We start from the raw sequence: 23,715 nt of genomic DNA on the forward strand, positions 1-23,715 counted from the left end.
CCACGAGTCCGGCCGCGTGCCTTCCCCTCGCGGAGAAGCGCACGCCTGGCTCAGCCGATCGTCTGACCGGTCTTCGCCCAGTCGGCGAGAAAGCTCTCGATGCCCTTGTCGGTCAGCGGGTGCTTGACGAGCTGGCGGATCACTGCGGGCGGCGCGGTCATCACGTCGGCGCCGATCTTGGCCGCTTCGAGGATGTGCACCGGGTGGCGGACGGAGGCGACCAGAATCTCGGTTTCGAACAGGTAGTTGTCGTAGATGAGGCGAATGTCCTCAATCAGCTTCATTCCGTCGAAGCCGGCATCGTCGTGCCGGCCGACGAACGGCGAGATGAACGTCGCGCCCGCCTTGGCCGCGAGCAGCGCCTGATTGGCCGAGAAACAGAGCGTGACGTTCACCATCGTGCCGTCGTCGGTCAGGCTCTTGCACGCCTTCAGCCCGTCGATCGTCAGCGGCACCTTCACTGTGACATTGTCGGCGATCTTCCGCACGATCTCCGCTTCGCGCATCATCTCGTCATAGTCGGTCGCGACGACCTCGGCCGAGACCGGCCCGTCGGTGATGCCGCAGATTTCCTTCACCACCTCCAGGAAGTCGCGCCCCGCCTTGTGAATCAGGCTGGGGTTGGTGGTGACGCCATCAACCAGCCCCGAAGCGGCAAGGTCGCGAATTTCGGCAGTGTCGGCAGTGTCGACGAAGAATTTCATGACATCTCTCTTGCAGATATGTGACGATTGCGTGACGCGCTGCTTGGCCCCGCATGCTCGTCGCCTCTATAGCCGAGCGCAGGCACGCGCACACCCGGAGAAGGAGAGAGAATGCGATCGCTCGCCATTCTGACGTTGTTGGTCCTGGCAGCGACCCCGGCGAAGGCGCAGGAGACCGAGGCGCTTCTGTGGCTCTCGGCCGACGCCGACGTGGCGCTGGGAAGCGCCACCGAGCTCGGGCTCGAGAGCGAATTCCGGTTCGACGATTCCGGGCTCGACGAATCGATCCTCGGCTTCATGCTCAGCCACGAGGTCGGCGGCGTCTCAGTGGGCGCGGGGTATCAGCACAGCCGCAGCGTTGGTGGCCCCGCGATTCGCGAACACCGGCTGCGCCAGCAGGTGGCGTTTCCGATCACACGCGTGGCGGGGGGAACGCTGCGCGGGCAACTGCGGCTGGAGGAGCGATTCCGCAACGACGGCGATGACGTGCATTTTCGTCTCCGCCCCCAGATCGCCTACAGTCTCCCGCTGAATCGCGATGGCACGCGGCTGTCGGTTGCGCACGAAAGCTTCATCGGGACATCCGCCGACTGGAACCGGCAGCGGGGGCTGTTCCGCATGCGCAACTCGATCGCGGTCGCTGCGCCGCTGGTCGGGCGGATGCGCGGCAGCGTGGGATATCTCAACCAGTACGGGTTCGGCCGCGACGGAGCGCGCGACCGAATGGCACATGTGGTGACGGCAGGGATTGCGCTCGGCTTCTGATCCGGGGCGCTTGAAAAAAACGCTGTCCTACACCCCCCGAAACGGCATATCTGACGAGTCCCCGGCCCGGCGCGAGGAGAGGACATCGATGCTGCACAGCCCTGCGCGTTCACCGCGGCTCCTGCGCCGTTCGACGACTCGATCGAGCGGGGAGCCGAGGAGACGGATCGCCTGCCGGGCGCCGCGGGCCATGGGGGACGTACCGTTGCATTCAGTGCGTTCGGGTATCCCCATACCGCGGCATTCGTGCCGGTTGGGGCCGCGGAACTGATCCGTTCCCCTTCCCGCACGCATCCCCTACATCGCCCCCATGCCCGGCCCGCGCGCTCGCGTTCTCGTCCTCAATTCCGCACTGGGTCCGCTCGACTATCGCGTGCCGCAGGGAATGCACGTCGAGCCCGGGTCGATCGTCGTCTGCCCTCTCGGGCCGCGGCAGCTGGCGGGCGTGGTGTGGGAACCGGATCGGCTGCCAGCCGAGGAAGTCGGCGACAACCGCCTGCGCAACCTGGTCGCGGTCAGCGATGCGCCGCCGATCCCTGCGCCGCTGCGCCGCCTCGTCGAATGGACCGCCGACTATTATCTCGCGCCCCCGGCCGCGGTGCTGGCGATGGCGCTGCGCACCTCGGCAGCGTTCGAGGGACCGCCCACCATCGTCGAATACCGCGCGACGGGCAGCGTGCCCGAGCGGATGACGACGCAACGCGAGCAGGCGCTCGAGCGGATCGGCGACCGGCAGGGGCTGGTGCGCGAGCTCGCCACGATCGCGGGCGTTTCCGACGGCGTGATTCGCGGCCTGGTGAAAGCAGGTGCGATCGAGGCCGTGACAGTGGAAACCGACACGCCCTATCCGCGCCCCGACCCGCAGTTCGCCCCGCCGGACCTCAGCTCCGAACAGAGCGATGTCGCGAGCATCCTGCGCCAGGCGGTGGGGGCAGCGGATTTCCAGCCGTTCCTGCTCGACGGCGTCACCGGCTCGGGCAAGACCGAGGTCTATTTCGAAGCGGTCGCGGCAGCGCTTGCTGCGGGAAAGCAGACATTGGTGCTGCTGCCCGAGATCGCGTTGACCGAGCCGTTCCTGACGCGCTTCGAAAGGCGCTTCGGCTGCGCGCCGGTCGCTTGGCACTCGGACCTGCGCCAGTCGCAGCGCCGCCGCGCATGGCGCGCGATCGCGAGCGGCGAGGCGCTCGTGACGGTGGGCGCGCGCTCTGCATTGTTCCTGCCCTACGCCGATCTCGGCCTGATCGTCGTCGACGAGGCGCACGAGACGAGCTTCAAGCAGGAGGACGGCGTCCATTATCACGCGCGCGACGTGGCGGTGATGCGCGGCCTGTTCGAGAAATGCCCCATCGTCCTCGCGACCGCGACTCCGGCGATCGAGATGCGCCGCCAGGTCGAGCTCGGCCGCTATGAGGAGTTGAAGCTGCCCGGCCGCTATGGCGCGGCCGAACTGCCGCACATCGAAGCCATCGATCTGATCGAGGAGCCACCCGAGCGGGGGCGGTGGCTCGCGCCCCGGCTGGTGAAGGGAATGGCGGCGACATTGGAGCGCGGCGAGCAGGTGCTGCTGTTCCTGAACCGCCGTGGCTATGCGCCGCTTACCTTGTGCCGCCACTGCGGCCACCGGTTCCAGTGCCCGAACTGCACCGCATGGATGGTCGAGCATCGGCTGACCGGCCGGCTGGCCTGCCACCATTGCGGCCACAACACGCCGACGCCCAAGCTCTGTCCGGAATGCAAAAGCGAGGACACGCTGGTTGCCTGCGGGCCGGGCGTCGAGCGGATCGCCGACGAAGTACGCGACCTGTTCCCGGACAAGCGCACTGCGATCGTCACGTCGGACACACTCTGGTCCCCCGCCAAGGCCGCCGAATTCGTGCGGCGAATGGAAGCGCGCGAGATCGACATCGTGGTGGGCACCCAGCTCGTCACAAAGGGATATCATTTCCCCAATCTGACGCTGGTGGGCGTCGTTGACGCCGACCTGGGGCTCGACGGCGGCGACCTGCGCGCGAGCGAACGCACGTTCCAGCAAATCATGCAGGTGTCCGGGCGGGCCGGACGCGGCGAGAAGCCCGGTACGGTCCTCATTCAGACGCACCAGCCCAGCGCGCAGGTGATGCGGGCGCTGGTGACCGGCGACGGCGAAGCCTTCTACGCCGCCGAAACCGAGGCGCGGCGAGAAGCGTCCGCCCCGCCGTTCGGCCGCTATGCCGCGATCGTCGTCAGCTCGGAAGATCGCGCCGCTGCCGAGGAAACCGCGCGGATGCTCGGTCGCAGCGCGCCGCAGCTGGACGAAATGATGGTGTTCGGGCCGGCGCCCGCCCCGCTGGCGATGCTGCGTGGCCGCCACCGGTTTCGGCTGCTCGTCCATGCAAAGCGCACGTTCGACGTGCAGGATGTGATCCGCACCTGGCTCGACGGCGTCGGCCGGAACGCGAAAGTTCGCGTAACGGTGGACGTCGATCCGTACAGCTTTCTGTGATCGCGTCGTGGAAAGTCCTCGGGTTGAACCGGCAGCCGATTTGATCCTAAGCCCGGCGTGGATGAATTCGAGCGCGGGGTTGGGAATGGTGCGGCGGTTGCTCCTGCTGGTGACGCTGATGCTCGCCGGAATCCAGCCGGCGCGGGCAGACGATATCGCCGCCGCCGGGCGCGGCGTGGTGCGGATCGTCACCATCGCGGTCGTCGGCGACGAAGTGGTCGGGTTCGGCCATGGCAGCGGCTTTGCCGTGGCGCCCAATCGCGTGGTCACAAACGCGCACGTCGTCGAACTCGCTGCGCGCTATCCCGACAATGTGGTGATCGGCGTGGTGCCCTCCGAAGGGCAGAAATCCTTTCAAGGCCGGTTGATCGCCTTCGATCCCGACCGCGATCTGGCGCTGATCGAATTCAGCGGCGTGCGGCTGCCGCCGCTGACCTTGTTCACGGGACCGTTGCAGGAAGGCGAGCCAATGGTGGCACTCGGCTATCCCGGCAACGTCGATCTCGCCACCGCCCAGTCGGCAGCCGCCTATATCACTCCACAATCGCCGGTGCGCAGCCAAGGCAATTTCGCGGGCCGTCGCACTCTCATCGGCACCAGCGTACTGCTCCATACCGCCAGCATCGCGCGCGGCAATTCGGGCGGGCCACTGCTCGATCGGTGCGGGCGCGTGCTGGGCGTCAATTCGGCGATCACGCGGGCCGAGGAAGGCGACTCGAGCTTCGGCTTCGCCATCGCGGGCAGCGAGCTGACCGCTTTCCTGCGCGAGGCACAGCAAGACATCGCGACAGTGAATGTCGAGTGTGTCAGCATCGAGGAACGGCTGGCGCAGGATCGCAGCGCCGCCGAACAAGCGGCCGAAGAGCGCGCGGCTCGCGAGCGCGCCGAAGCCGAGCGCACAGCTGCGGCACGCGCCGAGGCAATCGCCCAGGCGCGCGCACAGAACGAAGCCGCACGTGAGAATTACATGGCCGCGGCCGCCCTGCTGCTGGTGCTGGGTGCATTGGCGGTGGGCGGCGCAGGGCTGCTGCTCTCCCGCGGACGCAGCCGCGAGGCGTTGTGGGTCGCGATCGGCGGCGTGGTGTTGATGCTGGGCGCAGTCGCATTGTTCTTCAGCCGTCCCAGCTTCGACGAGAGCACCATCGAGGCAATTCCCGAACCTGCGGAGAGCACTGCCGCCGCCGCGATCGTGGCCGGCCGAATGCTGTGCACGCTTGTGCCCGAGCGAAGCCGCGTGACCGTCTCGAGCACGAACGATGTGCCGCTGGAGGTCACTGCCGAGGGCTGTGTCAACGGCCGGACCCAATATGCCGAAGCGAACGGAAGCTGGGAGCGAATCCTGGTGCCGTCCGAGGAACAGACCGTCTCCGTCCTCACTTTCGACGCTGCGACGCGGACATATACCAACACCCGGTACCTGCTTTCGGCCGAGCAGATGAGCCGGGCGCGCGAGCTTCGCTCGCAGGTCGAGCTCAAGCAATGTTCCGCCGATCAGGACGCGCGCGCCCAGCTCGCCACCCGCCAGCAGGCGATCCGGGCGGCGCTTCCGGAGGTGTTCAACGAGAAGCTTGTCTATCGCTGCGATCCGGCGGTCGCCGCGGCGGAATAGCCGCTAGTCCTCCACGCCTTCGCGGCGGCGCAGAACACGCTTGCGCTCGACGCCATAGGCGTAGCCGCCCATGCTGCCGTCGGAACGCTGAACCCGATGGCAGGGGATGAGCACGGCGACATTGTTGGCGCCGCAAGCGCTGCCAGCCGCGCGGACGGCACCGGGCTTTCCGATCTCGGCGGCGAGCTGAGCATAGCTGCGCGTCTCGCCGGGCGGAATCGCGCGCAGCGCCTGCCACACCGCCTCCTGAAATGCCGTTCCCTGCACATCGAGCGGCAAATCGGCGTTGCGGCCCGGCGTCTCCACTTCGGCAACGACGCGGGCGGCAAGTTCCTCCAGAGCGGCGCCGCCTGCGGCGATCTCGGCATTGGGAAAGCGCTGCACGAGCGCCGCCGAATCTTCGTCGAAGGAGACTCGGCACAACCCCTTCTCGGTGGCCGCGATCAGCAACGGCCCGAGGCTGGTCGCGGCAATGGTCCAGCGAATTGTCACGCCCGCCCCGCCCTGCTTCCACGCCGACGGCGTCATGCCCAGCCGTGCACCCGCAGTCTCATAGAATCGGCTGGGTGCCGAATAGCCCGCCTCGTAGATGGCATCGGTCACGGTTGCCTCCTGGTTGAGCGCTGCGGCAGCGCGACGGGCGCGAAGCCCCCGCGCATAGGCTGCGGGCGTCACTCCCGTGGCGCGCTTGAACAGCCGGTGGAAGTGGTGCGGAGCGTAGCCGACCCGCCGGGCGAGCTCATCGAGCGGCAGTGGCGCCTCGGCGGCTTCGATCAGCGCGACCGCCTGTGCCACCGCGATCCGATCGCGCGCCACCTCATCCGGCTTGCAGCGCAGGCAGGCGCGAAATCCCGCGGCGCGCGCGGCCGCGGGATCGGCATAGAAGACCACATGTTCCCGCTTCGGCCGCCGGGCGGGACAGCTCGGCTTGCAATAGATCCGCGTCGTCGTGACGGCGCCGATCACGCGCCCGTCATAGGAACGATCGCGGCGCTCGAAAGCGGCATACGCCTCGTCTTCGCACAGAGCCGGGAGAGCCATCATGCGAGCGGTATAGGCGCCCGCCTGCCACAGCGCATCCCGCCGCTTGCGATCAAAGCGGTGTGCGGACGTCGCGCCCAATCTTCCCGTTCATCGCCGCAGCAGCCGCACAATCCCCGACCATCGTCCCGGACGTAGCCTTTGCGGCGGCTCCGGATCGACCGCCGCCGGCGCGGTAGCGCGCGCCAGCGCAGCCTCGAGTGCTGCAACAACTTCCTCCTGGCCGCGAAACGCCTTCTTCATAACGCTTTGCGGCAACGGCACCAGGAACTCGCAGCCATGGTGCGGGCCATCCCTGCGAATGACCTTCGCCTCGCGCGCGCCGGCACCGGCGAGTCCGATTGAAACGAGTGTCCCCACGGGGAAGTCCACGTCGCCGACGAACCGGAAGCCCGTCCGCGAATAATCCTCGACGATCACGTCCACCGGGGTCCCGTCCATACCCCGGGCAGTCGTCTCGCCGTCCACGACGAAGCGGATCGCGCCGCGGCGATCAACTTCACCTAGCACTTCCAGTCGCGCCACCAGCACGCCGCCTTCTCCCGCCGTCCGGCCATCTCGCCGGGGAGCGGGAGCGTAGGTGCGGCGCAGTTAACGATCCGCCTGCATCCCGGCGCATTGACAATTCCATGCCGCACCGCCACATGGCGGACATCGAGGCATCATGCAGCGTGATCTGGCGGGTTTCCGCCATGGCTCTGCCTCGGTCCATTTTCTGATCGGCTTCCCCCAATCACGCGGGTCGTCATTTTTTTGACCCGCCGCGCACGCGACATTTGCGTCGTGCGCCCGGCCGACATGCGAGTTTTCCATGACCGACTTCAATACCCTCGGCCTTGCCGAGACGACTCTCGCCGCCCTCGCGGCTAAGGGCTACAGCCAGGCCACCCCGATCCAGGCGCAGGCGATTCCGCCGCTGCTGGAGGGGCGCGATCTGCTGGGCATCGCCCAGACCGGCACCGGCAAGACCGCCGCATTCATGCTGCCGTCGATCGAGCGGCTGATGGCGTCGGGACGACGCGCCCAGCCGCGTGGCTGCCGAATGCTCGTGCTGGCGCCGACGCGTGAACTGGCGGCTCAGATCGCCGACAGCGCCCGCGATTACGCCAAGGGCACCCCGCTGCGCGTCGCCACCGTATTCGGCGGCACTTCCGTGAACAAGAACCGCCAGGAGCTTTCGCGCGGCGTCGACATCCTCGTCGCCACGCCCGGCCGCCTCGTCGACCTGATGGACGAATGCTACTGCATTCTCGCCAGCCTCGAGATCTTCGTGCTCGACGAAGCCGACCAGATGATGGACCTCGGCTTCATCCACGCGCTGCGCCGGATTGTGAAGGAGCTTCCGGCGAAGCGGCAGTCGCTGTTCTTCTCGGCGACCATGCCCAAGACGATCCGCGAACTGGCGGGCCAGTTCCTCCGGTCCGACCCGGTCGAAGTGAAAGTGACGCCGGTTGCCACCACCGCCGAGCGCGTCGATCAATATGTCACTTTCGTCCGCCAGACCGAAAAACAGGCGCTGCTCACGATGGCGCTTCACGATCCGGCGATCGACCGCGCGCTCGTTTTCACGCGCACCAAGCATGGCGCGGATCGGGTAGTCCGCCTGCTCGCCGGCAACGGGATTCAGGCGAACGCCATTCACGGCAACAAGAGCCAGCCGCAGCGCGAGCGTGCGCTCGGCGAATTCCGCTCGGGCAAAGTGAAGGTGCTCGTCGCGACCGACATCGCCGCGCGTGGCATCGATGTCTCAGGCGTAAGTCACGTGTTCAATTTCGAGCTGCCCAATGTTCCCGAGCAATATGTGCACCGCATCGGCCGCACTGCGCGCGCCGGCAATGACGGCATCGCGATCAGCTACTGCGCGGACGACGAGCGCACCTATCTGCGGGACATCGAGAAGCTTACCCGCCAGAAGCTCACTGTAGCACCGCTGCCGCAGGACTTCGTCGCACGTGCCGAAGCGCTGGTGGCGAGTCGCGTGGCGGTGAAGCCCACTCGGGACGAAAGCAACGGCCGCCGCGGTCGCGAAATGCAGCGCGAAGGTCGTCGACCGCCGCAGGGCCAGCGCAAACCGCGTCCGGCGCATAGCGCGCGGCCCGCAGGCGAGCGCGCAGATCGCGGCGAGCGTCCGCAGCGGAACGAAGCGCGGCCGGCAGGCGAGCGTCCTGCACGGCCGCAGGGCGGCGAGCGTCGGCACGACGCGCAGCCGCGCGGCGACCGGCCTAACCGCGGCGCCGGCGGCAATGCGGGCAACGGCGGCTATCGCGCCCGGTCCGGCGGCAGCCCGCGTCGTCATGGCGGCCCGGCCCAAGGCTGATCCCGCGCCGGAGCGCGTCAGCGTGTCGCGACGCGCTCCAATGCATCCTCGCGGCCCTGGATGAGGGCGAATACGCGCTCGGCAGCTTCAGCCGCCATGCCGTCGTTGCTCAACTGGGCGCCACGTAGATACCAGTCGAGCGCCTGCTCATAATCGCCGCGAGCCTCGGCACACAGGCCGAGATCGTAGACGATCGAAGGATGATCGGGCGCAAGCGCGTTCATCTCTTCCCATGCGGCGCAGGCGGCGCCCAGATCGCGCTGCGTCAGCCGCACCACGTCGCGCTGGCGCTGCCGCAGCTCACGCGGCAGTCCGCTGCTGCTCTCGCGGAAGCGGGCGCTGTAGCGCTCGGTGCGGGGCACGAGATCGAAGCGCACGGAGCTCGCGAAGCCTTCGACCGCGCCGGCGATCGTTTCCTCGACCGTCCGCGCCGGCTGTTCGCCGGGGCACCAGCTGATTTCGTCCCGGAACGGCTTGGATTCCGAATAGAGAATCCTGCCATCATGCTCGCGCGAGAGGCGCAAATCGGCACGCACGTTCACGATGCGCCGCGTGCAATTCACATCGACGTCCTCCTCGCGCGTGCAGTCCCCGTCACCATCACGCTCGACGCAGCGCTTGCGCTTCAGCCGCACGCGCCCTTCTTCGACTCCGCTGGTCACCACTCCGGACAGCAGGCCGTCGGCCCTCGCTGCGCCGCGACGCCGCCGATCAGCCACGATGTCGAAGTGAGTCGCTCCGGAAAGATCGGGCGTGAGCAACGCGCGTTCGACCGCAAGCTGAAGCTGGCGCCCGTCTTCACCGCCGAAACGCTCGATCGCCATCGAGTGCAGCATCGCCGCCTCCCGGAACGGCGCCGGGAATGTCCCGACCAATTCCACCGATTCGGCGTGCGCTGCACTGGCCCCGCCCAGCGCCAGCAGCGCGGCGATGCCGCGGCACATGCTCCAGATTGCCGTCATGACGATTCCCCCGGCTCGTTAACGGTGCGTTCCAATCGCACTCGTGGGGCATTGCCGCAAGGCTGCGGCACCCGACTTGCATCCCCCGCGGCCCGCTGCTAGCAGCCCGCGCAACCCATCGGGGGCACGAGGCGGGAGCCGGTGCAGCCCCCTTTTCGTGTGGGGCCAATTTTCCCGAGTGAGGAATTGAATCGCGTGGAGACATCCAGCGGTAACATCGGCAGCAGCATCCAGGCGAGCCTCAGCGGCCGTTACGCGACTGCGCTGTTCGATCTGGCGGCCGAATCGAAGACGATCGACGCAGTCGAGTCGAGTCTCGGCACTCTCCGTGCGGCGCTTGCCGAATCGGACGAGTTTCGCCGGCTGACCACCAGCCCGCTGGTGGCACGCGAAGAAGCGATGAAGGCAGTCGCCGCGGTAGCCGAGACGCTGAAGCTCGATCCGACGACGGCGAAGTTTCTCGGCGTGCTCGCGGAGAACCGGCGGCTCGCGCAGCTCCCCGCAGTGATCCGGGCCTATCGTGCGCTCGCGGCGCAACACCGCGGCGAGACGACTGCCGAAGTGGTGTCGGCGCATCCGCTCAGCGACGATCAGGTGCGTACGCTCGAACAGCAGCTGCGCCAGCGGGTTGGTCGCGACGTCAAGCTCGACCTTTCGGTCGATCCCTCACTCCTCGGCGGCCTTGTCGTGAAGATCGGCAGCCAGATGGTCGACACCTCGATCCAAACTCGTTTGAACGCACTCGCGCACGCAATGAAAGGATGACGGCGGTACCGCTGTCGGGGAAAGGCTAAGTCATGGATATTCGCGCCGCAGAAATCTCGAAGGTCATCAAGGACCAGATCGCCAGCTTCGGCACCGAAGCACAGGTTTCCGAAACCGGGCAGGTGCTGTCGGTCGGCGATGGCATCGCGCGCATCCACGGCCTCGACAATGTCCAGGCGGGTGAGATGGTCGAGTTCGCCAACGGCGTGCAGGGCATGGCGCTCAACCTCGAGGCCGACAATGTCGGCGTCGTGATCTTCGGCTCGGACGCCGAGATCAAGGAAGGCGACATCGTCAAGCGCACCGGCACCATCGTGGACGTGCCCGTCGGCAAGGGTCTGCTCGGCCGCGTGGTCGATGGCCTCGGCAATCCGATCGACGGCAAGGGCCCGATCGAATCGACCGAGCGCCGCCGCGTGGAAGTGAAGGCGCCGGGCATCATCCCGCGCAAGTCGGTGCACGAGCCGGTGCAGACCGGCCTCAAGGCGATTGACGCGCTCGTCCCGGTTGGCCGCGGCCAGCGCGAGCTGATCATCGGCGACCGCCAGACCGGCAAGTCGGCCGTCGCGATCGATACCTTCATCAACCAGCGCGAAGTCAACAAGGGCGACGACGAGAGCAAGAAGCTCTACTGCATCTACGTCGCGGTGGGCCAGAAGCGTTCGACCGTGGCGCAGATCGTCCGCCAGCTCGAAGAGAATGGCGCGATGGAGTATTCCATCGTCGTCGCCGCGACTGCGTCTGAGCCCGCGCCGCTCCAGTTCCTCGCGCCCTACACCGGCTGCACGATGGGCGAGTTCTTCCGCGACAACGGCATGCATGCCGTGATCGTGTATGACGATCTTTCGAAGCAGGCGGTCGCCTATCGCCAGATGTCGCTGCTGCTGCGCCGCCCGCCGGGCCGCGAGGCCTATCCCGGCGATGTCTTCTATCTGCACAGCCGCCTGCTCGAGCGCGCGGCGAAGATGAACGAGGACCACGGCGCCGGTTCGCTCACCGCGCTGCCGATCATCGAGACGCAGGCGGGCGACGTTTCGGCGTACATCCCGACGAACGTGATCTCGATCACCGACGGCCAGATCTTCCTCGAAACCGACCTGTTCTTCGCCGGCATCCGCCCCGCAATCAACGTTGGCCTGTCGGTGAGCCGCGTCGGCGGCGCCGCGCAGACGAAGGCGATGAAAAAAGTCGCTGGCTCGATCAAGCTCGAGCTGGCCCAGTATCGCGAGATGGCTGCGTTCGCGCAGTTCGGATCGGACCTCGACGCCTCGACGCAAAGGCTGCTCAATCGCGGCGCGCGGCTGACCGAATTGCTGAAGCAGCCGCAGTTCAGCCCGATGCCGTTCGAGGAGCAGGTCGTCTCGATCTTTGCGGGCACCAACGGCTATCTCGACAGCGTGCCGGTTGACGCGGTCACCCGCTATGAAGCGGCCATGCTCGCCGACATGCGCGCCAATCACCAGGACGTGCTCGACTCGATCCGTGAGACCAAGGCGCTGTCCGATGAGACGCGCGACAAGATGAAGGCGGCACTCGACGCTTTCGGCAAGACCTTCGCCTGATCGTCTGATGCCGTACACCGTGTTCGCCACGATCACCGTTAAGCCGGAGCATATCGACGCCGCCTGCGCAGCAGTGGCCGAGATCGTCCCGGCGACGCGTGGCGAAGCGGGATGCGTCGCGTTCGAGCCGCGCCGCGCCGTCGACGGATCGGCGCGTATCTTCATTTTCGAGGAATGGACGGATCGGGCAGCGTTCGATTTCCACCATTCGCAGGATTATACCAAGAACGTCTTCGCCAAGTATGAGGGCTGGCTGCAGCAGGCGCCGGAACTCGTCGAAGTGAAGCCGCTGGAAGGCTGAGGGATGGCTAGCCTCAAGGCTCTCAAGATGCGCATCGGCTCCGTGAAGTCGACGCAGAAGATCACCAAGGCGATGAAGATGGTCGCCGCCGCAAAGCTGCGTCGCGCACAGGAGGCGGCGGAGGCCGGACGCCCCTATGCCGAGCGGCTGGAGAGCGTGGTGGCGAGCCTCGCCTCGCGCGTGTCGCGCAGCGAATCCTCGCCGAAGCTGCTCGCCGGCACGGGCAAGGAACAGGTGCACCTGTTCGTCGTCGCCACGTCTGACAAGGGCCTGGCCGGTGCGTTCAACACCAACATCGCACGCCTTGCCCGGCGCCGCGCCGAAGAACTGCGCAAGCAGGGCAAGACGGTAAAATTCTATACAATCGGCCGCAAGGGCCGCGCAGTGCTGCGCCGCCTGTACCCTGACGATCAGGTGCACGCAGTGGAGCCGGGCGACCTCGGCAAGCTGAACTTCGCCGACGCGCAGGGCTATGCACAGGATCTGATCGATCGCTTCGAGGCGGGAGACTTTGACGTCGCCCATCTGTTCTACTCGACCTTCAAATCGGTGCTGACGCAGGAACCTACCGAGCAGCAGCTGATTCCGGTCGCGATTCCTGAGGCCGACGCGGTCTCGAGCGATTCCGCGACCGTCGAGTATGAACCCGGCGAAGAGGAGATCCTCGCCGATCTGCTGCCGCGCAATGTGGCCGTTCAGGTTTATCGTGCGATGCGCGAGAACGCCGCGTCCGAGCAGGGGTCCAAGATGACCGCGATGGACAACGCCACGCGAAACGCAGGCGATCTCATCAAGCGGCTCAACATCGAGTACAACCGTACGCGCCAGGCGGCGATCACCACCGAGCTCGTCGAGATCATCTCGGGTGCCGAGGCGCTCTGATGCGAAACCGCGCCTTCGTCACGACGGCTTTGTGCCTGGCGCTCGCCGGGTGCGGCGGCGCGTCCGACGAAACGGCACTGACGGTGCTGGAGAAGGAAGCGCGCCGTGCCGAGCAAGTAGCGGCGATGGACGACTGGCAACGGCTGTTCGCCGCGCCGGAGCGCACGATCGCCTATGCCAATCAATTTGGTTATAATGCGCGGCCCTACGCTGCCATTGATGGTGGCGCCGGGTTCGGCTCGACCGGCATCGACTCGCCGCTGTCCGACACTGGGGCCGAAGCGCCGAACAGTACCGGATTCGCGGCGTCGGGCGCGCAGGCCGATCAGATCGACCAACTGCGTTTCACGCTGGCGATCACCGATCCGGGCGATGCCGCGGTGGCGAAGCAGCGCTTCGCCGACATCGTCGCCGGCTTCCTGAGCTACTATGGCTATGAAGACGCTGCGGCAGTGCGCCGAAACATCGCCGCCGAGGCGTCCGCCCGCGACGAACTCGGCCAGGCCGTGCTGGCATATGACAAGGAACCGATCGCAGGCGAAGCCGTCGAGGCTCGCCGCCTGATCGTGACAATTTCGCGCAACGGGGCTACGGCCCCGGCAACTCAAGAACCGGAAGCCCAAGGAACCGAAGATGGCAACCGCCGCTGAACTCGACCGCCCGACGACGGGCAGCAACAATGTGGGCCGCATCGCTCAGGTGATCGGCGCCGTCGTCGACGTGCAGTTCGACGAAGGCAATCTGCCCGCCATTCTTTCGGCGCTGGAGACCGACAACAACGGCAATCGGCTGGTGCTGGAAGTCGCGCAGCATCTTGGCGAGAACAGCGTCCGCTGCATCGCGATGGACGGCACCGACGGCCTCACCCGCGGGCAGGCGGTGACCGATACCGGCAGCCAGATTCGCATGCCCGTCGGTCCCAAGACGCTGGGCCGCATCATGAACGTCGTCGGCGAGCCGATCGACGAGCGCGGCCCCATCGGCGCGGAGCAGACCGCCCCGATCCACGCCAAGGCTCCCGAGTTCGTCGATCAGTCGACCGAGAGCGCGATCCTGGTCACTGGCATCAAGGTGATCGACCTGCTCGCCCCCTATGCGAAGGGCGGCAAGATCGGCCTGTTCGGCGGCGCGGGCGTGGGCAAGACCGTGCTCATCCAGGAGCTGATCAACAACATCGCGAAGGGCCATGGCGGCACCTCGGTGTTCGCGGGCGTCGGCGAACGCACCCGCGAGGGCAACGACCTGTATCACGAGTTTCTCGACGCGGGCGTGATCGCCAAGGACGCTGACGGCAATGCGATCAGCGAAGGCTCGAAGGTGGCCCTGGTCTATGGCCAGATGAACGAGCCGCCGGGCGCCCGCGCCCGTGTCGCGCTCTCCGGTCTGACGATCGCGGAATATTTCCGCGACGTCGAAGGCCAGGACGTGCTGTTCTTCGTGGACAACATCTTCCGCTTCACCCAGGCGGGCGCGGAAGTGTCGGCGCTGCTCGGCCGCATCCCCTCGGCGGTGGGCTATCAGCCGACGCTGTCGACCGACATGGGCGCGCTGCAGGAGCGCATCACCTCGACCAACAAGGGGTCGATCACCTCGGTGCAGGCAGTGTACGTGCCTGCGGACGACCTTACCGACCCGGCGCCGGCGACTTCGTTCGCCCACCTCGACGCCACGACCGTGCTCAACCGCGCGATCTCGGAGCTCGGCATCTATCCGGCGGTGGATCCGCTCGATTCCACCAGTCGCGTGCTCGAGCCGCGCATCGTCGGCCAGGAGCATTACGAGACCGCCCGCGCGGTGCAGTCGACGCTGCAGAAGTACAAGTCGCTGCAGGACATCATCGCGATTCTGGGCATGGACGAGCTTTCCGAGGAGGATAAGCTGACCGTCGCCCGCGCACGCAAGATCCAGCGTTTCCTGTCTCAGCCGTTCCATGTCGCCGAGGTGTTCACCAACATCCCCGGCAAGTTCGTCGAGCTGGAGGACACGATCCGCAGCTTCAAGGCCGTGGTGAACGGCGAATACGACCACCTGCCGGAGAGCGCCTTCTACATGGTGGGCGGCATCGACGATGCGGTCGCCAAGGCCGCCAAAATGGCGGAAGAAGCGTAAGAAGACCTGTCCTCTCCCGCTGCTCGGGAGAGGATCGCTCGCCCTAGGCGAGCTCACCCCCAGCCCCTTCCGCGCGCGGGAGGGGAGTGAGATCCGAGAATGCTGCACTTCGAACTCGTCACGCCTGAGAAGCTCGTCCGGTCCGAGGACGTGCACATGGTCGTCGTTCCCGGCACCGAAGGCGACTTTGGCGTCCTGGAAGGCCATGCGCCGTTGATGTCGACCGTGCGCGACGGCACGCTTTCGATCTATCGCACCGAGAAGGGCGAGCCCGAGACGCTGCGCATCGAAGGCGGCTTTGCCGAAGTGAACGACAAGGGCCTAACGGTCCTTGCCGAAAAGGCCGGCTGACACCCGCGGTCACTGCGGCAGGTATTCGAGGCGGAGGCGCGCGGCACATGCCGCCGCCTCCGTTTTGCTATCGGCCTCCGGCACTTTGCTCACTCGCCTACCGACACGGCCTTCGGGCGACGCTGCGAACGCCACAGGAACAGCCCGGCCACCACGATCAACGATGCTCCCCCCAGCGTCGCTTCGTCCGGTACATCGCCGAAGAAGGTCCAGCCGAGCGCGATCGCCACCAGCAACTGCACATAGGTCATCGGCGCGATCACCGCCGCGTTCGCGCGCGTGGTCGCCATGTAGATCAGGAAGTGACCGCATGTGGCAGTGAACGCCACCAGCGCACAGCGCAGCACCACACTGATCGGCGGCCAGTCGGCGTGAAAGGCGGGAACGCCGCTGAGGTGCATCGTCACCGCCATCGCGACGAGGATCGGGGCGGCGAACAGCGCGACCAGAAGCTGCATCGCAAGCGGCGAGGCCAGCCCGGAAACCGTTCGGTTTCCCACCATCAGCACCGCCATGCCGACCGCCGCCAGCAGCGGCAATCCCGCCGCGATACCGAGCCGAGCGACTTCCGGGCGCAACACGATCAGCACGCCAGCAAAAGCAATTGCGGTCGCGATCCACACCGGACGGCCTGCCCGCTCGTTCAGGAACCAGGCAGACAAGAGCGCCGTAAGCATTGGGCTAGTGAAGGTGATCGAGGTGGCGTCGGCGAGCGGCATCAGATGCACCGCCATGAAGAAGCCGAAGGTCGCTGTCGCGACTGCGCCGCCGCGTAGCAGCTGAAGCTTTGGTCGCGGAAGCCTGAAGCCGCGCCGTCCTTCGACGAGTCCGACCGCTGCCGCGAGCCCCAGAAGGCCGAAGCTGTACCGCAGGGCGCCGACGGCGCTGCCCGGCCAGTGCCCAGCCATCGATTTCACCACCGCGTCGCCGAACGACAGCAGCGCGAAACCCGCCAGCGCGAAGCCGAGCCCGCGCACCACATCGTTCCTTGCGTCCATTCATCCCCCGGGTGATCGAGAGCGCGCTTCGAACGTGGTTAGGCAATTGTCAAACCTTGGCCCCTAACGCTGCACAACCGGGGTTTGGGCCGGCACAACCAGGGTTTCAGATGAGCGCTTTCGGACGACGCAACGGATTGGGTAGCGGTGGTGGCCGTCCTGCCTTCGGCGTTGCCAAGCCGATGCAGGGCGGCGCTCCGGCACGGGCTTCCGAGCCTTTGCCGGCGGGAGGTGAACAATTCCCGCCGCTCCAGAATGTGCCTCTTCCGGGCGCGGAAGCGCCCGAGCTCGAATCACGGGATCTGGCGCCAAGCGCCGCAAGTTCCGATGCGATGCAGCGCCTCGCCGATCGCCAGGCGCTGACCGGCGAACAGGGCAGCTCGCGCGTCGAGGGGTTCGAAGCGTCGATCCATCGTATCAAGGAACAGGTGCTGCCGCGCCTGCTCGAGCGGGTGGATCCGGAGGCCGCCGCGACCCTCAGCAAGGATGAGCTCGCCGAGGAGTTCCGACCGATCATCGGCGAAGTGCTCGCCGAGCTGAAACTGACGCTCAACCGGCGCGAGCAGTTCGCACTGGAAAAGGTGCTCGTCGACGAGTTGCTGGGCCTCGGTCCCCTTGAGGAGCTGCTCGCCGATACTGCCATCACCGACATCATGGTGAACGGCCCTGAACAGACCTATGTCGAGCGCAAGGGCAAGCTGGAGCTCGCCAACATCAATTTCCGCGACGAGGAGCATTTGTTCCAGATCGCGCAACGCATCTGCAACTCGGTCGGCCGCCGCGTCGATCAGACCACGCCGCTGGCCGACGCCCGGCTCAAGGACGGCAGCCGCGTCAACGTGATCGTGCCGCCGCTGTCGCTGCGCGGCACTGCCATCTCGATCCGTAAGTTCTCCGCCAAGCCGATCACGCTGGACATGATGGCGCAGGGCGGCTCGATGAGCCAGAAGATGGCGACTGCGCTGAAGATCGCGGGGGCCAGCCGATTTAATGTCGTGGTGTCGGGCGGCACCGGCTCGGGCAAGACGACCATGCTCAACGCATTGTCCAAGCTGATCGACCCCGGCGAGCGCGTGCTGACGATCGAGGACGCGGCCGAGCTTCGCCTCCAGCAGCCGCACTGGCTCCCGCTCGAGACACGGCCGCCCAACCTGGAAGGTCAGGGCGAGATCACCATCCGCGACCTTGTGAAGAACGCACTACGCATGCGGCCGGACCGCATCATTCTGGGCGAGATTCGCGGCGCTGAATGCTTCGACATGTTGAGCGCGATGAATACCGGCCACGACGGGTCGATGTGCACGCTTCACTCCAACAGCCCGCGCGAGGCGCTGGCGCGGATGGAGAACATGGTGATGATGTCGGACATCAAGGTGCCGAAAGAGGCGATCAGTCGTCAGATCGCCGACTCGGTCGATCTCATCATTCAGGTGAAGCGCCTGCGCGACGGCAGCCGCCGCGTGACCAACATCACCGAAGTCATCGGCATGGAAGGCCCGGTGATCGTCACCCAAGAGCTTTTCAAGTTCGAGTATCTGGACGAAAGCGCCGACGGAAAGATCATCGGCGAATATCGCTCGATGGGACTGCGCCCCTATACGCTCGACAAGGCGCGCCAATTCGGATTCGACCAGGCGCTGCTCGAGGCCTGCCTCTGAGCGCAGTCGCAGCGCGGCCAGTCGTTCGCCGATCGCAGTGCGCTCTGCATTGCGCTATTCTTGCCGGCATGGCTGTGCTCGCCGCCCTGTTAGCGATTCTGATGCCGGTGGCACAGGCGACGTCGCCGGCATCTGCTTCGCCGGAAACCGTCCTGGCGCCCGATGCGGAGGCACACTGGGTTCCCTTCGAACTGACGCCGCACAATCAGATCCGTTTTGCAATGACGCTCAACGGCCACGCCGCAAGCGCACTGCTCGACACTGGGTTGAGCGATACGGTCGCGTCGATCGAGTTCGGCGAAGTCGCCGGCCTGCGTCCCACGGTTGCGAGTCAAGCCGAAGCGATCGGCGGACCTGTCGCAATCCGCTGGGCGGCAAGCGGCCAAGTCGAGATCGGCGGCCTGAAGCGGCTCGGTGGCCGACTGGCGCTCGCCGACCTGTCGGCGCTCGGCGGCGGCACGCGCAGTGTCGATATGCTGGTAGGCAGCGACATCCTCTCCTGCTGCGCACTGGAGATCGACTATGACTCGCGACGCTTCCGCATCTTGCCTACGGGCCGCCTTCCGTTTCGAGGCGAAGCCGCACCCCTGCGTCTCGCGCGCGAGACGAGCACCTATGTAACTGAGCTGACGCTCGGCGGCCAACGGCTGAGGCCCCTGCTGGTCGACACCGGTGACGGATCGGCCGTAACCTTGCGGCGCGCGGCGTGGAGCACCACTGGCCTCCACGCTGCGGAGCTCACCTCGACCATCGCCTTTGGTCTGGGCGGAGCCATCGAAACCGATGTCTCGATCGTGCCTGCACTGCGCGTCGGCGGGATCGACGTAGGCGAAGTCGAGGTGCGGATCGAAAGCGACGACGGCTTTTCGGCTCGGATTGGTGCTGCCGGACGGATCGGCAGCGGCCTTCTCCTGCGGTACCGCGTACTGCTCGATCCGCGCGCGGGAAGGATGGTGTTCGCTCCCGGCGCGCTCGTCGACGCGCCGCCCCTGCGCTCCACCAGCGGGCTGCTGCTCGCCTATGAGCATGGGCGGCTGAGAGTGCTGCACGTGATGCGAAACTCTCCCGCGGCGGCGAGCGGCTGGACTGGAGGCGAGCTGATCTGTGAAGCCGATGGGCGCGCGATCCGCGAAGCGGTCACTTCCGAAGGGCTGGTCGATTGGGCGGTCGGCACGCCCGGCCGGCAGCTGACGCTTCGGCTCTGCGATGGCAGCGAACGGAGATTGACGCTTCAGCGCTTCTATTGATCGCTGTGCGTTCAGAAGAAGCCCAGCGCCAAGCCGCCGAGGATCACCGCAGCGATCAGCGACAGGAACTGAACCGTCGGCCAAGGGACCAGGCTTACGCGGTCGATGTCGCGCCGCCGCGTCCGCCGATGCTCCGCGACGCCGGCAATTGCCGCAAGCACTACCGCTGCAACGACTCCGATCCACAGTCGTTCTTGCATCGTACCGATTCGCCCCCGATCTATCGCTCGTCCCATCTCCCAAGGAGCCGCCATGCGCCAGTCTCTCGTTGCCGTCGCGTTCGCGACGACTGCCGTTGCCGTCACCAGCGTTGCAGTCGGCGCGCCGAGCTTCCAGCGCCATGAGCTCCATGCGGCCGCCAGCGCCGAAACGCGCACTCCGGCCAACAAGGCGCGCGACCGCTATCGCCATCCCGTCGAGACGCTCTCCTTCTTCGGAGTTGAGCCCGACGACACTGTGGTAGAAATCTGGCCGGGCGGCGGATGGTATACGGAGATTCTCGCGCCCTATCTGGCGGGCGGCAACGGCACGCTCTGGGCCGCAGCACCTTGGCCGAACGGCCTCAACCGCATCCGTGCGATGCAGGAGCGGGCACCGGAAACCTATGGAGCAGTGCGGCTCGCCGCCTTCCCGGCGGCCGAGGGAACGCCTGCCGTTCCCGAGGGGACTGCGGATGTCGTCCTCACATTCCGCAACGTTCACAACTGGCGGATGGGCTATCAGCGCGACGGCCAGGACTATGCCGCCGAAGCCTTTTCGCAGATGTACGCGATGCTGAAGCCCGGCGGCACGCTGGGCGTGGTCGATCACCGTCTGCCCGAAGACGCGAGCGCCGAGCGCGAGATTTCGAGCGGCTATATCAAGGTCTCGACTGTGCGTCGTCTTGCGGAAGAGGCGGGGTTCGAGTTCGTCGGCGCCTCCGAAGTCAACGCAAATCCGCAGGACAGCGCCGACTGGGAAGCGGGAGTCTGGACGCTGCCGCCGTCGCTGCGCCACGGCGAGACCGACCGCGCGCGCTATGAAGCGATCGGCGAGAGCGACCGGATGACGTTGCGGTTCCGCAAGCCGGCCTGAGCCGGCACGGCCTCAGCTGCCGAGCTTTTCGACCTTGTCCTGCAGCCGGGCGAGTTCGGCGCGCAGGGCGGCGATCTCGTCGTCTTTGCTGGCGGTGGTCTCGGCGGCGCCCTCACCTCCGGCACCCGGCTTGAACGCCGCGGTTGCCGCTTCGAACATCGCCATGTTGCGCTTGGCGAGTTCGGCGAAGGGAGAGTTGGCGAACGCCCCTTCGACCGCGCTCTTGAACTGCTCCTGATTGCGGCGGAAGCTGTCCATCGACGCTTCGAGATATCCGGGGACCATCGCCTGCATGCTATCGCCGTACAGCGCGATCAGCTGCCGCAGGAAGCTTACCGGCAGCATCGTCTGGCCGCGCGATTCCTCTTCCATGATGATCTGCGTCAGCACATTGTGGGTGATGTCGTCTTCGCTCTTGGCATCTATCACCTTGAAGTCGCGCCCTTCGCGCGTCATCGCCGCGAGGTGGTCAAGCGTGATGTAGGAAGATGTTTCGGTATTGTAGAGACGCCGGTTCGCGTACTTCTTGATGATGACCGGCCCGCTCCCACTTTGATTCTTCTTCATGAGAGACCCCTGCGATTGTATGATCCGCATGTAGCACCGGAAGATGATGCGCCGCAACAAGGGGATGCGCCGCATCAGCGCCCGCGCCCGCTGCCGCTGTTCCTCGAGATGCTGCGCAGCGAAACCGCAACGTCGCCGGAACGAAGAGCGGCGGCGTTGGCCGGGCTGCGCGCCTATCAGGAAGCGCCGCGTGCGGCGCTGCGGCAGGAAAAGCCGATCGTCGCCAGCGCGGGACGGGCAGTGCTGCGCGACTATGGCGGCTGGGGGCCGCCGGTCGTGTTCGTGCCGTCGCTGATCAATCCGCCCCAAATCCTCGACCTTGCCCGCGGCAATTCGCTGTTGCGCTGGCTCGCTCGGCAGGGTGTGCGGCCGATGCTGGTCGACTGGGGCACGCCGGGGCCGGAAGCGCGCGAGCAGGACGTGACCGCGCATATCGAAACGATGCTGTTGCCGCTTATCGCCGCACTGCCGCGGCCGCCGATCCTGGTCGGCTATTGCCTGGGCGGCACCATGGCGCTGATGGCGGCGTGCGCTATGAAAGTGGCCGGGCTCGCGCTGATCGCAAGCCCCTGGCACTTCAGCGGCTATGGAGAAGAACGCCCCGCCATCGATTCCATCTGGCACCACGCCGAATCGGGGTGCGCACGGCTCGGCCTGGTGCCGATGGAAGTGCTGCAGGCGGGTTTCTGGCAGCTCGATCCGGAGCGCACCATCGCCAAATTCGAGCGGTTCGCCACGCTGCCGCCCGGCAGTGCGGCGGCACGCGCCTTCGTAGCACTGGAGGATTGGGCGAACGATGGAGCGCCGCTCACCTATGCCGCCGGACGACAGATGTTCGACGACTTCTTCGATGCGGATCTGCCCGGCCGCGGCGACTGGCGGATCGGCGGCGTGGCGGCATCTCCCAAGATGCTCGACTGCCCCGCGGCCGAATTCGTGGCGACCGGCGACCGAATCGTTCCCGCCGCGACTGCCGCAAATCTGACGGTTCAACGTCAGGTGGGTGCCGGTCACGTCGGCATGGTGATCGGCAGCCGGGCGCGTACCGAACTGTGGGAGCCGCTCGCCGGCTGGCTAAGGGAATGCTCCGCGACTAGATAGCGCGCAACCAGAACCGAAGCGCAGGAGTCGCCCGCAATGTCCGAAATCGTCATCGTCGCCGCCAAACGTACCCCCGTGGGAAGCTTTCTCGGCGCCTTCGCCGGAACGCCCGCCCATGAGCTTGGGCGCGCAGCGATCGAGGCCGCGCTGGCACAGGCCGGCGTCTCCGGCGAAGACGTGTCCGAAGTGATCCTCGGCCAGGTACTCACGGCCGCTCAAGGGCAGAACCCTGCCCGGCAGGCATCGATGGCGGCGGGTATCCCCAAGGAGATCCCGGCCTGGGGCGTCAATCAGGTGTGCGGATCGGGGCTGCGCGCAGTCGCGCTCGCCTATCAGGCGGTCAAGACCGGCGACGCGCGGATCGTCGTTGCCGGGGGGCAGGAGAATATGTCGATGAGCCCGCATGCCCAGGCGCTGCGCGCCGGCGCCAAGATGGGCGACGTCAGCCTGATCGACACGATGATCAAGGACGGGCTGACCGACGTGTTCAACGGCTATCACATGGGCATCACCGCCGAGAATCTGGCGGCGCAGTTCGACGTGAGCCGCGAGGCGCAGGACACGTTCGCCGTCCGGTCGCAGAACCTGGCCGAGAAGGCGCGCGCCGAGGGGCGCTTCAAGGACGAGATCGTGCCGGTGACGGTGAAAGGCCGCAAGGGCGACACGATCGTCGCGGACGACGAGTATATCCGGGCCGGCGCGACGATCGAGGGCGTTGCTGGGCTGCGGCCGGCGTTCAAGAAGGACGGCACCGTCACTGCGGCCAATGCCAGCGGCATCAACGACGGCGCCGCCGCGCTGGTGGTGATGACGGCCGAGGAAGCGAACCGCCGCGGGCTGACGCCGCTGGCGCGGATCGCCAGCTGGGCGAGCGCGGGCGTCGATCCGTCGATCATGGGGATCGGGCCCGTCCCCGCCACCCGGCGGGCGCTGGAGAAGGCGGGCTGGTCGATCGGCGAGCTCGACCTGATCGAAGCGAACGAGGCGTTCGCGGCGCAGGCGCTGTCGGTCGGCAAGGAATTGGGCTGGGACGCCGACAAGGTGAACGTCAATGGCGGCGCGATCGCCATCGGCCACCCGATCGGCGCGAGCGGGGCGCGGGTGCTGACCACCCTGCTTTACGAAATGGGCAAGCGCGACGCCAAGAAGGGCCTCGCCACGCTGTGCATCGGCGGCGGCATGGGCATCGCCATGTGCGTCGAGCGCTGATCGACGCAGTC

General features: G+C 66.7%; 23 protein-coding genes. 16 read left to right on the forward strand and 7 right to left on the reverse strand.

Annotated elements, in window-relative coordinates; translation table 11 throughout:
• Positions 1 to 50 precede the first annotated feature (50 nt).
• Positions 51 to 704, reverse strand: coding sequence for a fructose-6-phosphate aldolase (gene fsa, locus H7V21_RS06660; protein ID WP_188056049.1), 654 nt, complete (start codon positions 702 to 704; stop codon positions 51 to 53).
• Positions 705 to 815: 111 nt separating this feature from the next.
• Here fsa and H7V21_RS06665 point away from each other — a divergent pair, with 111 nt between their 5' ends.
• The 3 genes from H7V21_RS06665 to H7V21_RS06675 all read left to right on the forward strand — a co-directional run bounded on the left by H7V21_RS06665 (position 816) and on the right by H7V21_RS06675 (position 5,560).
• A complete protein-coding gene (locus tag H7V21_RS06665; RefSeq protein ID WP_188056050.1) occupies positions 816 to 1,469 on the forward strand; it encodes a DUF2490 domain-containing protein in 654 nt (217 codons plus the stop codon).
• Positions 1,470 to 1,779: 310 nt separating this feature from the next.
• Positions 1,780 to 3,951 carry a primosomal protein N' gene (locus tag H7V21_RS06670; RefSeq protein WP_188056051.1) on the forward strand — a complete coding sequence of 724 codons (2,172 nt, stop codon included), beginning with the start codon at positions 1,780 to 1,782 and terminating at the stop codon, positions 3,949 to 3,951.
• Positions 3,952 to 4,012: 61 nt separating this feature from the next.
• A complete protein-coding gene (locus tag H7V21_RS06675) occupies positions 4,013 to 5,560 on the forward strand; it encodes a S1C family serine protease (protein WP_262504041.1) in 1,548 nt (515 codons plus the stop codon).
• A 3-nt stretch (positions 5,561 to 5,563) separates the two neighbouring features.
• Here H7V21_RS06675 and ada read toward each other — a convergent pair whose 3' ends face one another.
• Positions 5,564 to 6,604, reverse strand: a complete 1,041-nt coding sequence (gene ada / locus H7V21_RS06680) for a bifunctional DNA-binding transcriptional regulator/O6-methylguanine-DNA methyltransferase Ada (protein ID WP_188056052.1) — start codon at positions 6,602 to 6,604, stop codon at positions 5,564 to 5,566.
• 87 nt (positions 6,605 to 6,691) lie between these two features.
• Complete coding sequence (locus H7V21_RS06685) at positions 6,692 to 7,126, reverse strand: PilZ domain-containing protein (RefSeq protein ID WP_188056053.1); 435 nt, start codon at positions 7,124 to 7,126, stop codon at positions 6,692 to 6,694.
• A 286-nt stretch (positions 7,127 to 7,412) separates the two neighbouring features.
• Between H7V21_RS06685 and H7V21_RS06690 the strand changes: the two genes are divergently transcribed.
• Complete coding sequence (locus H7V21_RS06690) at positions 7,413 to 8,918, forward strand: DEAD/DEAH box helicase (RefSeq protein WP_188056054.1); 1,506 nt, start codon at positions 7,413 to 7,415, stop codon at positions 8,916 to 8,918.
• 17 nt (positions 8,919 to 8,935) lie between these two features.
• On the opposite strand, the gene H7V21_RS06695 is transcribed toward H7V21_RS06690, so the two are convergent.
• Positions 8,936 to 9,880: a tetratricopeptide repeat protein gene (locus H7V21_RS06695; protein WP_188056055.1), complete on the reverse strand. Its 945-nt coding sequence runs from the start codon at positions 9,878 to 9,880 to the stop codon at positions 8,936 to 8,938.
• Between the two features lie 195 nt (positions 9,881 to 10,075).
• Between H7V21_RS06695 and H7V21_RS06700 the strand changes: the two genes are divergently transcribed.
• The 7 genes from H7V21_RS06700 (at position 10,076) to H7V21_RS06730 (ending at position 15,850) form a co-directional block, all read left to right on the forward strand.
• On the forward strand, positions 10,076 to 10,645 hold the full coding sequence (locus H7V21_RS06700; RefSeq protein WP_410482673.1) for a F0F1 ATP synthase subunit delta: 570 nt from the start codon (positions 10,076 to 10,078) through the stop codon (positions 10,643 to 10,645).
• 32 nt (positions 10,646 to 10,677) lie between these two features.
• On the forward strand, positions 10,678 to 12,207 hold the full coding sequence (gene atpA, locus H7V21_RS06705) for a F0F1 ATP synthase subunit alpha (protein ID WP_188056056.1): 1,530 nt from the start codon (positions 10,678 to 10,680) through the stop codon (positions 12,205 to 12,207).
• A 7-nt stretch (positions 12,208 to 12,214) separates the two neighbouring features.
• Entirely contained in the window at positions 12,215 to 12,508 is a 294-nt protein-coding gene (locus H7V21_RS06710) for a putative quinol monooxygenase (protein WP_188056057.1), read from the forward strand.
• Positions 12,509 to 12,511: 3 nt separating this feature from the next.
• Positions 12,512 to 13,390: a F0F1 ATP synthase subunit gamma gene (locus H7V21_RS06715; RefSeq protein WP_188056058.1), complete on the forward strand. Its 879-nt coding sequence runs from the start codon at positions 12,512 to 12,514 to the stop codon at positions 13,388 to 13,390.
• The gene (locus tag H7V21_RS06720) at positions 13,390 to 14,040 is read left to right on the forward strand and encodes a DUF6030 family protein (RefSeq protein ID WP_188056059.1); all 651 of its coding nucleotides are present in this window, start codon (positions 13,390 to 13,392) and stop codon (positions 14,038 to 14,040) included. The genes H7V21_RS06715 and H7V21_RS06720 overlap by 1 nt, the downstream gene beginning before the upstream one ends.
• Positions 14,024 to 15,499, forward strand: coding sequence for a F0F1 ATP synthase subunit beta (gene atpD, locus H7V21_RS06725; RefSeq protein ID WP_188056060.1), 1,476 nt, complete (start codon positions 14,024 to 14,026; stop codon positions 15,497 to 15,499). Before H7V21_RS06720 ends, atpD begins: the two co-directional genes overlap by 17 nt.
• 99 nt (positions 15,500 to 15,598) lie before the next feature.
• Positions 15,599 to 15,850, forward strand: a complete 252-nt coding sequence (locus H7V21_RS06730) for an ATP synthase F1 subunit epsilon (protein WP_188056061.1) — start codon at positions 15,599 to 15,601, stop codon at positions 15,848 to 15,850.
• 89 nt (positions 15,851 to 15,939) lie between these two features.
• Here H7V21_RS06730 and H7V21_RS06735 read toward each other — a convergent pair whose 3' ends face one another.
• Entirely contained in the window at positions 15,940 to 16,848 is a 909-nt protein-coding gene (locus H7V21_RS06735; protein ID WP_188056062.1) for a DMT family transporter, read from the reverse strand.
• 110 nt (positions 16,849 to 16,958) lie between these two features.
• On the opposite strand from H7V21_RS06735, the gene H7V21_RS06740 reads away from it, so the two are divergent.
• Both H7V21_RS06740 and H7V21_RS06745 read left to right on the forward strand, forming a co-directional pair.
• Positions 16,959 to 18,506, forward strand: coding sequence for a CpaF family protein (locus tag H7V21_RS06740; protein ID WP_188056400.1), 1,548 nt, complete (start codon positions 16,959 to 16,961; stop codon positions 18,504 to 18,506).
• Between the two features lie 68 nt (positions 18,507 to 18,574).
• Positions 18,575 to 19,753, forward strand: coding sequence for an aspartyl protease family protein (locus H7V21_RS06745; RefSeq protein WP_188056063.1), 1,179 nt, complete (start codon positions 18,575 to 18,577; stop codon positions 19,751 to 19,753).
• Between the two features lie 11 nt (positions 19,754 to 19,764).
• Here the strand turns inward: H7V21_RS06745 and H7V21_RS06750 are convergent, their stop codons facing one another.
• A complete protein-coding gene (locus H7V21_RS06750; RefSeq protein WP_188056064.1) occupies positions 19,765 to 19,953 on the reverse strand; it encodes a hypothetical protein in 189 nt (62 codons plus the stop codon).
• A gap of 52 nt (positions 19,954 to 20,005) precedes the next feature.
• Here H7V21_RS06750 and H7V21_RS06755 point away from each other — a divergent pair, with 52 nt between their 5' ends.
• Positions 20,006 to 20,827, forward strand: a complete 822-nt coding sequence (locus H7V21_RS06755) for a class I SAM-dependent methyltransferase (RefSeq protein WP_188056065.1) — start codon at positions 20,006 to 20,008, stop codon at positions 20,825 to 20,827.
• Between the two features lie 12 nt (positions 20,828 to 20,839).
• Here H7V21_RS06755 and phaR read toward each other — a convergent pair whose 3' ends face one another.
• Positions 20,840 to 21,394, reverse strand: a complete 555-nt coding sequence (phaR, locus tag H7V21_RS06760; protein WP_188056401.1) for a polyhydroxyalkanoate synthesis repressor PhaR — start codon at positions 21,392 to 21,394, stop codon at positions 20,840 to 20,842.
• 108 nt (positions 21,395 to 21,502) lie between these two features.
• On the opposite strand from phaR, the gene H7V21_RS06765 reads away from it, so the two are divergent.
• Positions 21,503 to 22,495 (forward strand): alpha/beta fold hydrolase, encoded by a 993-nt coding sequence (locus tag H7V21_RS06765; RefSeq protein ID WP_188056066.1) that lies wholly within the window; start codon positions 21,503 to 21,505, stop codon positions 22,493 to 22,495.
• Between the two features lie 36 nt (positions 22,496 to 22,531).
• Complete coding sequence (locus H7V21_RS06770) at positions 22,532 to 23,704, forward strand: acetyl-CoA C-acetyltransferase (protein WP_188056067.1); 1,173 nt, start codon at positions 22,532 to 22,534, stop codon at positions 23,702 to 23,704.
• Positions 23,705 to 23,715: the final 11 nt, after the last annotated feature.

It is taken from the genome of Sphingosinithalassobacter sp. CS137 (assembly GCF_014334115.1).
Classification (GTDB): domain Bacteria; phylum Pseudomonadota; class Alphaproteobacteria; order Sphingomonadales; family Sphingomonadaceae; genus Sphingomonas.